Below are 12,706 nucleotides of genomic sequence, written 5' to 3' on the forward strand. Positions count from 1 at the left end.
GGCGTAGAACCCCTCATCTCCCTTCGCACGCACACCGATTCCCGCGGGAATGGCGTCGTAACGGTTGAGGACAATGGTCCCGGCGTCCCAAACGGATTACAGACTCGAATTTTCGATCCCTTCTTCACCACAAAAGGGGTCGGAGAAGGAACCGGGCTTGGCCTTGCGATTACGCAAGCGATGGTTGCGAAACTTGGAGGCAGCCTGCGGTGCGATGCCTCATACAAAGAGGGGGCGCGTTTCGTTTTGAAACTGCCGCTCGAGTAGCAAAAAAGAACCGGGGGGATAGCTATGGTCGTTGAAGCCAAAGAAATCATAAGGGACGACACGAATGAGGGAGGGCCACTCATCCTGGTGGTCGAGGACGACGTCAACATGCGGCAACTCATCGCCGATGTGCTTGAACCGATTGATGCCAAGATTATCGCCGTCCGAAATTCGCAGAATGCCCTCGATTATCTCGAAAATGAGGAGATCGGCGTCGTCGTCACGGACCTCCGCATGCCCGGTGTGGACGGCATCGACGTACTGAAGTTTGCCAAGAACCGGAGCTCCCTGATCCACGTCGTCCTTATCACAGGGTACGCAACGGTCGAATCAGCGGTCGAATCCCTCAAGAGCGGCGCCTATGACTACCTCCGAAAGCCGTTCGAGCCGCTGGAATTGCGGCACACCGTGGAACGCGCCCTGGAGCACTATCTGCTCAGCCGCGAAAATTCGCGCCAGAGGATTCCAGGACAGCCCCAGGGAAGCGAGCACGAACTGGTTGGCAAGAGCAAGGGAATGGAGCACGTACACAGATTGATCGACGCCTCGGCCGGATATGATTGCTGTGTCCTGATCACGGGTGAAAGCGGTTGTGGCAAAGAGCTGGTTGCCCGGCAGATACACGGGCAAAGCACTCGCAGTGAAAAGCCGTTTATCGCCCTGAACTGCGCCGCGATTCCCGAAAATATTATTGAGAGTGAACTGTTTGGCTATCGCAAAGGCGCATTCACCGGCGCCGATCGGGACAAGGTTGGCCTGTTCGAAGCTGCCCATAGCGGAACCCTTTTCCTGGACGAGATCAACAATGCGTCGCTTTCACTGCAGGCGAAACTGCTGCGTGCGATTCAAGATGGTGTCTTCTTCCGCATGGGTGATACGACCCCGAGAACAGTCGATGTAAGGCTGATTGCCGCAAGCAATCGTTCCCTGCCTGATCTGATCGAACAGGGTCTGTTCCGGAACGATCTGTACTATCGGCTCAAGGTCGTCGAGATAGACGTACCCCCGCTTCGCGAGCGACACGGCGATATTCCCTTGTTGGCGAACTACTTCATAGCGAAGAATTCCCGCAAACTCAGGAAGGATGTGGACGGACTGACAACAGGAGTCCTGGGCGCGCTGATGCGCTACGACTGGCCGGGCAATGTACGGGAACTCGAGAATCTTATCCAACGCATGATTATTCTGACGGAAACCGATCTGATAGATGTCGATGTACTGCCGGCTGAATTCGCGGAACCCAAGGAGGGAGCACGAAAGGCGCTTGATCACATTTCGCCGCAGAGCCTGGAGGAGATCGAGATGTACTTTATTGCCAAAACTCTGCGGGAAACCAAGGGAAATCGGTCTCTCGCAGCCGAGATCCTCGGGATCGACAAGTCCACCCTTTGGCGCAAGATCAAACGTTACAGCCTGGCCCAGTGAGCCGGAGCAGACAGGCCGCACAGCCGCTCGGCCACTTCACCGTTGGTTAATGCCGAGCCGCCGGGCATCGCCCCGCTCGTTCCGTCCGGCGATCCGTTTCCATGGGTGTACGCCTTCCCGGTGCGGGGTGCTTACCATTTCTTGTACGGCAGGAATTTTCCGTTCATGGTGACCTTTACCCGATCCCCTTTCGGATCCTCCACCTTGTCGATGTCGAGGGTGAAGTCGATGGCGCTCATGATGCCGTCGCCGAACTTTTCGTGGATGACGGCCTTGATGGGCATGCCGTAGACCTGCATGATTTCGTAGAAGCGATACACCAACGGATCGGTGGGAACCACCGGTCCCAGACCCTTGCTCGGGAATTCGGTCAGCTCCTGCGCGACCTCCGGCCCGAGATCCAGCGCGGATGCCAGTTTCGCGGCCTCCTCCGCAGATGCACTTGCCTGACGATAGACCAGGGCCGCGATCCATACCTCATCCCGGCCCAGGGTCGATTCGAGATCCGCAAATGACAATCCCTTTTGCTTCTTCGCCTCGAGCAGTTTCGCGGTAATGTCGGCACTATCCATTTCGTTTTTCCTCTCGGTGTTTCTGTTCTTGAATCCGTTTGCGGTTTCCCGGAAGGGATGGGGGCAGTTGCGCGGGGAGCGATCTTTGGCGCGCCAGCCATGAAATGCTCAGGTGTCCGATTTCTTGTTCACCATGAATGCAGTCCTGCACACCGCGTGCCATTCTCACACGGACGGCCAATCCATTGTTCACATAGGACTATTGGCGGACTTCATGCGTGCGCGCGTCGAAGATGGGGCATAGCCTGCACCACGATTGCACGCGGTACGGCATGACCGCACCAAACCGGACCGGGCTCACTACCGAGAAGGGCGGCCTAGATAATCTTCCGCCCGGTACCGACCTTCGCTTCCGCCGACGCGTTGGACTTCAGTTCCACCCGCGCTGGGACCCCCAATCCGCGCTCGACTCCCGGGCGCGCGGCCAGGGCCCGCAACCAGCGTTGCAGATTGGGCAAACCGTCCACATCGACACCCGCCCACTCGTAGGCGCGCACCCACGGAAATGTGGCAAAGTCCGCAATCGACAATTCATCTACCAGATACTCGTGCTCCTGCAGCCGCCCTTCGAGCACTTCGTACAGCCGCCGGGTCTCGTTCTGGTAGCGCTTGATGGCGTAGGGTATTTTCACCGGCGCGTAGCGATAGAACACATTGGCCTGTCCCTGCATCGGGCCGATGCCAGCCATCTGAAACATGAGCCACTGCAGAACCCGTGAACGCTGCTTTGGCTCCACTGGCAGAAACATTCCGCTTTTCTCCGCCAGATAGATCAGAATGGCGCCGGACTCGAAAACAGCGAAATCGCCGTTGTCGTGATCAACAATGGCAGGGATACGCCCATTCGGATTCAGGCGCAGATACCAGTCCTGTTTCTGTTCCTTCTCACCCAGGTTGATCGGCCGGACCCGGTACGGCAATCCGGTCTCCTCGAGCATGATGGATGCCTTGTAGCCATTTGGTGTAGTCGCGCTGTACAACTCGATCATCGCGTTTGCCTCCATTCGTGTGAACCCACACCAATTCGAACACTGGAGGCTGATCAGGTTCCGTTACGATTCCGGACAGGTACCCGCGCGCTGGAGTTGGTCCAGTTCTTCCGTTGAATTCACGTTAAGAAAGGCCGCGGCTTCGTCGGAGAAGTCCACCACGATGGGTGCGTGCCGACGCAGGAATGATTCCAGGCGATACTCGCCATGGTCTAGCTGTTCCCGGATATCGTCGCGCAGCGCGACCGGAAGCAGGGCCACCGTGTTCTGAAGTCGCACCCCATCGTGGGCCACCACCACGTCGCGAGTGGGTTGCGACGTCGCCGCGCGCAAACGCATGCACAGATCCCGGGGCAGGCAAGGGGTGTCACACGGGACCACCAGCAGCTGGGCCGAGGGGCAGGCATCCATGGCGGCGGCAATGCCCGCCAGCGGCCCGGCAAAATCCCCGTCCTGGTCCTGGACGACGGGATATCCAAGGGCACGATAGGATTCGAGATTGCGGTTCGCGCTGATGCGGGTTTCATCCACCTGGGGCGCGATGCGGGCAATCACATGGCATACCAGCGGCTCGCCCCACAGGGGGATCAGACCCTTGTCGCGGCCGTTGAAACGATGCCCACGGCCGCCGGCCAGCACCACCGCCGTTACCCCGATTTTCACTGCAATTCGCTCCTTTTGCGGTCGCCACCGCGTTTTCTTGACGCCTCTGAGAGCGCTAGTTTATGTTAGCCGGCCCCACAGACAAGCCATGGGAGCCCAGGTGGCCAAGAAAAGTGCCCTGCCCGATTTCGAGGCCGCGCTCGAAGAGTTGGAGAAGATCGCGGAAAAAATGGAAAGCGGCGATCAGAGCCTGGAAGAGGCCCTGGCCTCGTTCCAGCGGGGCATCGAGCTGACGCGCGCATGCCAGAAAGGCCTGCAGGAAGCGGAGCAACGTGTAGAAAAACTGATTCGCGAGAACGATACCTGGTCCACCGAACCCCTGTCACCGGACGAGACAGAAGAATAGACTTCATCGCGGTGTCGGACTTCCAGCTATATTTGGTTACCCGTGTCACGAAACGCTGACATCCTGCGCCAGTACCGGCAGCGGGTGGAACAGGCCCTGATGGAGCGCCTGCCCCCCGAATCCCGTACGCCCCGGCGTCTGCATGCCGCCATGCGCTACGCGACGCTCAATGGCGGCAAGCGGATTCGGGCCTGCCTGGCCTATGGCGCAGGAATCGCCGCCGGCGCGGAGCCCGCGCAACTGGACGCGCCAGCCTGCGCTGTGGAAATCATCCACAGCTTTTCCCTGGTGCACGACGACTTGCCATGCATGGACGACGACGAGCTCCGTCGTGGCAGGCCCACCTGTCATCGCGCGTTTGACGAGGGCACGGCCCTGCTCGCCGGAGACGCACTGCAGAGCCTCGCGTTCGAACTCCTGGCTAGCGATCCGACCATGGCGGTTTCCGCAGGGATTCGAATGGACATGATTTCCCTGCTCGCCCGCGCCACCGGATCCCTGGGCATGGCCGGTGGCCAGGCCATCGACATCGACTCCGTCGGCAAGACACTGACCGTGGACGAACTGGAATCAATGCACGAGCGCAAAACCGGTCAACTGATTCATACCTCGGTCGTCCTGGGTGCGATGGCAGCGGAGGCGGACGACCCCTTCCTGCGTGCCGTGTCGGGTTACGGCCGCGCCATCGGTCTCGCCTTCCAGGTGGTGGACGATATCCTCGACCTCACCGCCGATACGGCCACCCTGGGCAAGCCCCAGGGCTCGGATCTGGCCCGAAACAAGCCCACTTACCCGGCGATTCTGGGCCTGGAGGCGGCCCGGGACCTGGCGGCCCGGCTCCGCGACGAGGCACTCGAAAGCCTGGCCCCCTTGGGGGATAATGGCGGTTTTCTCGCCTTTCTAGCGGATTACATCATCGAGCGCAGCCAGTGAGCGATTCCGATTCCCGTACCAGCCCCCTGCTCCCCGGTATCAATTCACCGGAGGACCTGCGCCACCTGTCCGAGCGAAATCTGGAGCCGCTGGCCGAAGAAGTGCGCGCCTTTATTATTGATACCGTTTCACGCACCGGTGGCCACCTGGCCGCCAGCCTGGGCACCGTGGAACTGACCATCGCCCTGCACTACGTAATGAACACCCCCGATGACCGACTCGTGTGGGACGTGGGTCACCAGACCTACGCCCACAAGATCCTGACCGGCCGGCGGGACCGCATGGGCACACTGCGCCAACAGGGTGGGCTGTCCGGGTTTACCAAGCGGGGCGAAAGTCCCTACGACACCTTCGGGGTGGGCCACTCCAGCACCTCGATCAGTGCCGCCCTCGGCATGGCGGTAGCGGCGGCGCGCAACGACCCGGAACGCCAGGTGATCGCGGTCATCGGGGACGGCGCCCTGTCCGCAGGCATGGCCTATGAGGCCCTGAACAATGCGGGCGACATGGACGCCAATCTGCTGGTGATTCTGAACGACAACGATATGTCGATTTCGGAAAACGTCGGCGCCATGTCCCGCTACCTGGCCCGGATCCTGTCGGGGAAGGTCTACACCAGCGTGCGCGAAGGCAGCAAACAGATGCTCAAGCCGGTGCGCCCCATGTGGAAGCTTGCCCGCCGCGCCGAGGAACACATGAAGGGCATGTTCATGCCCAGTACGCTGTTCGAGGAAATGGGTTTCAACTATTTCGGGCCCATCGACGGCCATGACGTTGGTGAACTCGTGCGCACACTGCGGAATCTGCGCCGGCTGAAGGGCCCCCGTTTCCTGCACGTGGTCACGAAAAAAGGCAAAGGCTACGAACCGGCCGAGGGAGACCCGTGCAGCTATCACGGAGTCGCACCGTTCGATCCCGCGACCGGAAAGGCGGAGGCCAAACCCAAGGGCATTTCCTATACGCAGGTCTTCAGCGAATGGCTGTGCGATATGGCCGCCGCGGACGAATCCCTGGTGGCCATCACGCCGGCCATGCGCGAGGGATCCGGGCTGGTGGCGTTCTCGGAACGCTATCCGGACCGCTACTTCGACGTTGGGATCGCCGAGCAACACGCCCTGACCTTCGCCGCCGGCCTCGCCTGCGAGGGCCTGCGCCCCGTGGTCGCGATCTATTCCACGTTTCTGCAACGGGCCTATGACCAGGCCATTCACGATGTCTGCCTGCAGAACCTGCCGGTGACCCTTGCGGTGGATCGTGCCGGGATCGTCGGACCGGACGGAGCGACCCACTGCGGCAACTTCGACCTGAGCTACCTTCGCTGCCTGCCGAACATCACCCTCATGGCTCCCGCCGACGAAGGCGAATGCCGCCGCATGCTGAGCACCGCCCACCGGCTGGACGGGCCTGCGGCCGTACGCTATCCGCGGGACACCGGTGCCGGTGTATCCGTGGGATCCGAGCTGGATACCCTGCCTGTGGGCAAGGCCGAGATCCGGCGCACCGGAAGCCGTATTGCCATCCTTGCCTTTGGCTCCATGGTATCGCCGTCCCTGGGCGCCGGGGATGCCCTGGATGCGACGGTGGTGAACATGCGCTTCGTGAAGCCCCTGGACGAGGACCTGGTACGGGAAATGGCCCACAAGCACGCCATGTTGGTTACGGTGGAGGAAAATACCCTTGCGGGTGGTGCGGGTTCAGCGGTCAACGAGTTCCTCGCCCGCGAACACGTCGACACCGCAGTGCTAAATCTGGGCCTGCCGGACGATTTTCCGCCCCAGGGAGGCCGTGCGGAACTGCTGGCCCAGTACGGCTTGGACGCCGATGGGATTCAGCGTACCATTCGCCGCGCCGCGCCCGGGGACATCGTCAAGGCGCTGGAATCGGCCTTATCCTGACTGATATAGTCAGGAATCCAGCACTCCCCGGCGCCGGAACCACGAGAGAACCCGATGAAAGCCAGCAAACCGCAAACCGAACCGGTAGAACCCGCCATCGCCGATGTGCAGAACGCACCGGACACCCGCCGCATCCCCATCGACAAGGTCGGAATCAAGGACATTCGCCACCCGGTACGGGTGAAGGACCGCAGCCAGGGCGAGCAGCACACGATCGCGCGCTTCAATATGTATGTCGGGCTGCCGCATAACTTCAAGGGCACCCATATGTCCCGGTTCGTGGAGATCCTCAACCACCACGAGTACGAGATCTCGGTGAAGTCCTTTACCGCGATGCTGGCGGAGATGCGGGACCGGCTCGAGGCCGATACCGGGCACATCGAAATGAGCTTTCCCTATTTCATCGAGAAGCAGGCGCCGGTGTCCGGCGTGCGCAGTCTCATGGACTACGAGGTTTCACTGACCGGCGAAGTCAGTGGTGATGACATCTCGGTCAACATCAAGGTGGCCGTACCGGTCACCAGTCTGTGTCCCTGTTCCAAGGAGATCTCCGCCTACGGGGCGCACAATCAACGCTCCCATGTCACCGTCGACGTCCGCACCAATGCCTTTGTGTGGATCGAGGATGTCATCGATATCGTCGAGAAACAGGCGAGCTGCGAGTTGTACGGACTGTTGAAACGTCCGGACGAGAAGTTCGTAACGGAGCAGGCCTACGACAATCCCAAGTTCGTGGAGGACATGGTTCGCGACGTCGCCGCAGTGCTGAATGCGGACCCGCGCATCGATGCCTACACGGTGGAATCGGAGAACTTCGAGTCCATCCACAATCATTCGGCCTACGCCATGATCACCCGGGACAAACTGGCGGATCAGAAATAGACGAGGAAGCTGGCGTCGGCCTGGTTGCTGGAAAACTGGTAGGCAGGATCGGTAGAGAGGTTGCTTGTTGCCAGTAGCCGGATCCTGACCTTGGCGTCCTTGTTCAATCTCCGGGAAAATTCCAGCCTCGCTCCGCTTCGCTTGTCGTGGCGATTCTGGGCCCCCCGCGGCGGAAAATCGCTTTCACCATAGCTCAGCCCAAGGGTTCCCAGCCATCGAGACCCCAGGTTTCTGCTCACCCGCGCGTCCAGAATCTGGGCGGTGGGCGAAAAACTCGCCGTTGGCTGATCCCTGCGGTCGTTCTGTTCAAAATAATACCGAATCTGAATGTTGTGCTTCCGCGTCCCCGACTGCCAGATCAGACGCATCTGCTGCCGCGTTCCGGCCAGGTAGTCGTAGCTGGCGGCAAGCGACTGGATCGTCTCGGCCCGGATGCGGGCGCGCAGCACATTCCTGTCGCCGAGGGATCGCCGGAATGCTGCCTGGATACCCAGATGGCTCTGGTACGGGGAATTACCGAATTCAGAGGTATCGGCAAAGGCGCCGTACCACACGCCGGTGTCACCCCATGTCGTCAGCCGGCGAAGCTCCAGCTGCAGCAGATCCTGATTGTAGAGATCCAGAGTCAGGTACTTGCGCGTAAAAAAGTTGCCGGCAACAAACCAGCCATCATTCCAGACGCCCCGGATCAGATTTTCCAGGTGGACGCCGGCGGCGAGAAAAGTGTCCGGACCTGCCGCCGTCCCCGTGGGCGCAATCGTGACATTGTCGTTATAGCCGACACCTGCGGAAACAAATCCGCGCCAGACCCCTGTATGAGCCCGCAACTCGTCCAGTTTTCTTCGCGCGATATAGAGAAGCTTCTCATCGGAGGAATGTTCGAGCACCAGCCGAAGAAGCGCAATGGCATCGTCCCGCCGACCCTGATGGTCGGCGATGATGGCCAGGTTGTAGCGCGCCAATGGCGCCATGGAGGGATTGCTTGTCAGGAGGCGAAAGTACTTGCGTGATTTTTCCAGCTTGGCAAGCTTGAAATAGCTGACCCCCAGGTTGTACAGAAGGGGCGCGCCGGTCATCCCCTCGGCCTGCGCGCTCTCAAACCACGCGGCCGCAAGCCGGTAGTCGCCATGGCGGAAGGCCTTGATCCCGTGTGAAAACTCACTTTCCCCTGCCGCCCGGGCAAGGGACGGCATGACGAGGGAAACGAGGAGACCCATGGCCAAGGCCGCGACCACCCCGGTTCGCAGCCGAGTCATGGGGCAGTGTTCCAATTAGACAAAGAAAAACCTCCCAACCAGTGGCAGGGAGGTTGCCGGAAATGACCGGTTCTGGCAAGGCTAGGCTATTTGTCAGGCCCCCCGCGCCGTCCGGCGGCAGGCGAACCCTCGATAGCATCACTCGCGTGCTGGTCCATATTGTCCGGCGATCCGGCGTCTTCTGGCGGGCCGGCATTTTCAGGAGGATTGCTGGTATTCTGCGCGTGGGCGTCCGCGTTCTCGCTACGATTTCCACTCTTGAGGAGGGCCTGGTCCGCAGCCGGAATTTCGATGTATTGTGTGACTTCACCGGCATTCCCATGGGCGTCCATGACTTGCATCGTCACTTCATCGAGGCTGGCCGCCTGGGCCGCAAACGGCGCGACACCGGCGAGAGCGAAAACTAGGATGAGCGATGTCTTTCTCATAGCAATTCTCCTACTCCAAAGTGCTTCCACTGCAAATTCAATTCCTGGTCTTCCCAAATCAGTACTGCAAGGTTTCCGTTACGTACCTGCTGCCAACGGGACACGAAATGTCTTCTCTTTCTGGTCACCCTTCAGCCGCGCCACCAGATCGCCCTTCCCGGCGGAAACGGCTACAACCGGCAAGGTCAGCATATTGGCGCCCTTTCGAAGATTCGTATGCCAGGAGAGGGTGCGCTCACCATGACGATTGGCGATCTCGAAGTTCGCCGGCACCTCCACCGTCAGCGTCAAACCACGGAATTCTTCCGGCGAATTGAATGCCAGATGAATCGCACGGGTCTGGTTCAGCGAGAACTGGACCGCCGGCACTTCGGACGGCATCGGCTTCGGGAGGAAAGCCACGCTCCACAGAAGGAGCGTGGCCGCGAGCGCCCCACCAAAACCCGTCGCAAACCAGACTGAAACCTTGTGCTTCATGACCGCGGGCAGGCGCACCGGATTCGACCGATGCATTTCCCGCGCCCGTCGCAGGGCCTGTTCCGCGAAACCCGGGGTGGCCGGCTCTACCGGCAACCGGCCCAGGGAATCAACCAGGACCTGCAGACTGGCCATGCTGGCACGGCACTCCCGACATTCCCCGAGGTGCCTGCTCATCTCCTCGTGGTCCGCTGCGGGCAACAGGCCTTCGCGGTATTCGTCAAGATTCTGTTGAACTGTTCGGCAATCCATGATCCGAAAAGGTTCCATGGCTACGGATTCACGAACCCGGGTCCGGGCCCGATTGAGGCGGGATTTCAGGGTTCCAATGGGGGCATCGAGGATTTCCACCAGTTCCGACAGGGTGTAGCCCTCAATATCGTGCAGGGAGAGGAGAATGCGCTGGTCCAGACTGAGATCGGCCAGGGCGCGCTGGAGGCGTTCGCGGGTAAGCACCATTTCGGTGATTTGATCCGGACCCGGCGCGCCGTCCCACTGATCGTCAACCTGCGCGTCAACATCCCGGGTATCGACCGGCGAGCGCCCCGCCGCCCGAATCCGGTCAATAAAAAGGCGGTAGAGGACACGGGCCATCCAGGGGCGCAGCTTGTCCACCTCGGCGAGTTCGGATCGGCGGGGATACAGGCGAATGAGCAGGTCCTGGAGCAGATCCTCGGCCTCTTCCCGGATCCCCGTGAATCGAAAGGCAACGCGGTAGAGGTGGTCCAGATGAGGCGCAACGAGATCCTCGAAGACCATTTCCTCAACAACGGCCTTGCCCCGGGGTCTTTCCTTGTTGCTCATACTATATACACGACGGTTGGGCGGGATTGGTTCCCGGTAAATCGCTGAATAAACTGATTATAGGTGCAATTCCGGCAACCGGGGGACCCGAATTCACCGATGATTGGCTACCAACGGCACCCGTTCTTTCGGCAATTCCGCCACCGGTTCCCCGCAAAACCGGCCCTGATAGTAGTCCACGCCCATTTGCCGCAGCATTTCCAGCGTCGTCTCGTCTTCCACGCTTTCGGCAATGGTCTTCTTGCCCAGGGCCCGCGCGACGTCGACGATGGAGCGCACCATGACCTGGTCGATTCGATCGTTGCGGATCTCCTGGATGAATTCGCCACTGATCTTGATGAAATCGATGGGCAGATTCTTGATGTAGCCGTAAGAGCTGAACCCCGTTCCGAAATCATCCAGGGCGAAACGGCACCCGTGGTTCCGAAGACTGTGAATCAGGCTGGCCGCGGTGTCCATATATCGCACCGCGGACTGCTCCGTCACCTCGAAAATCACGCGCCCGCCTGGCACATCATTGGCTTCAAGTGCCTCGACGATACGCGAACCCAGGGCCTGGTCCTCGAATACATGCCCGGACAGATTGATGGAAAGGCAAATGTCCCGGCCGTTGGCACGCTGCTGCTTCATGGCCATCAGGGCATGTTCGATGACCCAGTAGTCGATCTCGACCATCATCCCGAAACGCTCGGCCGCGGGGAAAAACACCGATGGACCCACAAGCTTTCCCTCGGGATCCGGCATACGCAGCAACACCTCGTACATTTCGCAACCTTCGTCTTCGAAGGTAACCATGGGCTGGAAGGTGAGCACGAAGCCGTCCTGATCGATTGCGTTCCGGATCACCTGCGCCCAGCCGACATCCGCGACCAGATTCTTATGATCGTGGTCGCTGAGTTCGAACAGGTTGTAGCGATTGCGTCCTCGTCTCTTGGCCTCGAAACAGGCCATATCGGCCTGCGACACCAGCTCATCGATACTGTATCGATCCGAGCTGATCATCGTAATTCCGATACTGCAATGGATATTGAAGGAATGCTCCCCCTCGACGAAGCGCATCTTCTGAAGACGCCGGAGTATGCTGCGGGCAATTCCGATCGCACCACTCTGATCCACGTCCCGCGCCAGGATGATGAATTCGTCACCCCCGAAGCGCGCCACCACATCGTGTTCGCGAATCCGGTGTGACAGGGCTTCGGCAACCTGGATCAGCATTCGGTCGCCGGCCCCGTGCCCGACGGTATCGTTTACATACTTGAACTGGTCCAGATCGATAAACAGCAGCGCCGAGTTGTTGCCGTCATCATCTACTTCCTCCAGGGCCAATTGGGCCTCGCGCATGAAAAAGGAACGATTCACGAGCCCGGTCAGGGGATCATGATTCGCAATCTTTCGGAGCTCCTCGTCACGTTCGCGAACGGCCTTGATGGTTGTATTCAGCGCCTGGCTGATGGCCGCGATCTCCTCATCGCCCACGCTTTCCACTTCCACGCCGGTATCGCCCACCGCCAGTTTTGTCAGTGGATCCTTCAGCCGCGACAACGGGGTCAGGGCGCGCCGGATAACAATACGCCCGATATAGTTGGCAATGAACAGGATTAGCGCGATCACCAGACTGCTGTAAATCAACGCTGTACGAATCGACTGAAGATATCCCGTACGATCCTGGCCGAGATCAATAAAACCGATTACACGTGTGTGCTCCACGCCTGGGGAGTCAAGGGTGTAGTTGATGAGCCCATCGGCCCCGACCGATTTGACCCATACCG

13 protein-coding genes are annotated in these 12,706 nt (G+C 60.0%); 7 read left to right on the forward strand and 6 right to left on the reverse strand.

Going from position 1 to position 12,706, the window contains the following annotated elements:
* A partial coding sequence (locus P8X48_09950) for an ATP-binding protein (protein MEJ2107633.1) occupies positions 1-267 on the forward strand: 267 nt, incomplete at its 5' end.
* Between the two features lie 24 nt (positions 268-291).
* Positions 292-1,692 carry a sigma-54 dependent transcriptional regulator gene (locus P8X48_09955; protein ID MEJ2107634.1) on the forward strand — a complete coding sequence of 467 codons (1,401 nt, stop codon included), beginning with the start codon at positions 292-294 and terminating at the stop codon, positions 1,690-1,692.
* A 131-nt stretch (positions 1,693-1,823) separates the two neighbouring features.
* On the opposite strand, the gene cynS is transcribed toward P8X48_09955, so the two are convergent.
* From cynS to mobA, 3 genes are all read right to left on the reverse strand, one after another.
* Positions 1,824-2,264 (reverse strand): cyanase, encoded by a 441-nt coding sequence (gene cynS / locus P8X48_09960; GenBank protein ID MEJ2107635.1) that lies wholly within the window; start codon positions 2,262-2,264, stop codon positions 1,824-1,826.
* Between the two features lie 317 nt (positions 2,265-2,581).
* Positions 2,582-3,253, reverse strand: a complete 672-nt coding sequence (locus tag P8X48_09965; GenBank protein ID MEJ2107636.1) for a glutathione S-transferase N-terminal domain-containing protein — start codon at positions 3,251-3,253, stop codon at positions 2,582-2,584.
* A 63-nt stretch (positions 3,254-3,316) separates the two neighbouring features.
* Complete coding sequence (gene mobA / locus P8X48_09970) at positions 3,317-3,916, reverse strand: molybdenum cofactor guanylyltransferase MobA (protein ID MEJ2107637.1); 600 nt, start codon at positions 3,914-3,916, stop codon at positions 3,317-3,319.
* A gap of 100 nt (positions 3,917-4,016) precedes the next feature.
* Here mobA and P8X48_09975 point away from each other — a divergent pair, with 100 nt between their 5' ends.
* From P8X48_09975 to folE2, 4 genes are read left to right on the forward strand one after another with little or no spacing between them, the layout of a single operon-like run.
* Positions 4,017-4,262, forward strand: coding sequence for an exodeoxyribonuclease VII small subunit (locus P8X48_09975; protein MEJ2107638.1), 246 nt, complete (start codon positions 4,017-4,019; stop codon positions 4,260-4,262).
* A gap of 42 nt (positions 4,263-4,304) precedes the next feature.
* Positions 4,305-5,195, forward strand: a complete 891-nt coding sequence (locus tag P8X48_09980; GenBank protein MEJ2107639.1) for a polyprenyl synthetase family protein — start codon at positions 4,305-4,307, stop codon at positions 5,193-5,195.
* Entirely contained in the window at positions 5,192-7,090 is a 1,899-nt protein-coding gene (dxs, locus tag P8X48_09985) for a 1-deoxy-D-xylulose-5-phosphate synthase (GenBank protein ID MEJ2107640.1), read from the forward strand. Before P8X48_09980 ends, dxs begins: the two co-directional genes overlap by 4 nt.
* Before the next feature lie 54 nt (positions 7,091-7,144).
* On the forward strand, positions 7,145-7,972 hold the full coding sequence (gene folE2, locus P8X48_09990) for a GTP cyclohydrolase FolE2 (GenBank protein MEJ2107641.1): 828 nt from the start codon (positions 7,145-7,147) through the stop codon (positions 7,970-7,972).
* Here folE2 and P8X48_09995 read toward each other — a convergent pair.
* Entirely contained in the window at positions 7,963-9,228 is a 1,266-nt protein-coding gene (locus tag P8X48_09995) for a tetratricopeptide repeat protein (GenBank protein ID MEJ2107642.1), read from the reverse strand. The genes folE2 and P8X48_09995 overlap by 10 nt on opposite strands.
* 224 nt (positions 9,229-9,452) lie before the next feature.
* Between P8X48_09995 and P8X48_10000 the strand changes: the two genes are divergently transcribed.
* The gene (locus tag P8X48_10000) at positions 9,453-9,635 is read left to right on the forward strand and encodes a hypothetical protein (protein ID MEJ2107643.1); all 183 of its coding nucleotides are present in this window, start codon (positions 9,453-9,455) and stop codon (positions 9,633-9,635) included.
* A gap of 99 nt (positions 9,636-9,734) precedes the next feature.
* On the opposite strand, the gene P8X48_10005 is transcribed toward P8X48_10000, so the two are convergent.
* Positions 9,735-10,937 (reverse strand): sigma-70 family RNA polymerase sigma factor, encoded by a 1,203-nt coding sequence (locus tag P8X48_10005; protein ID MEJ2107644.1) that lies wholly within the window; start codon positions 10,935-10,937, stop codon positions 9,735-9,737.
* A gap of 93 nt (positions 10,938-11,030) precedes the next feature.
* A partial coding sequence (locus P8X48_10010; protein MEJ2107645.1) for an EAL domain-containing protein occupies positions 11,031-12,706 on the reverse strand: 1,676 nt, incomplete at its 5' end.

This window comes from Acidiferrobacteraceae bacterium, from assembly GCA_037388825.1.
Lineage (GTDB): Bacteria > Pseudomonadota > Gammaproteobacteria > Acidiferrobacterales > JAJDNE01 > JARRJV01.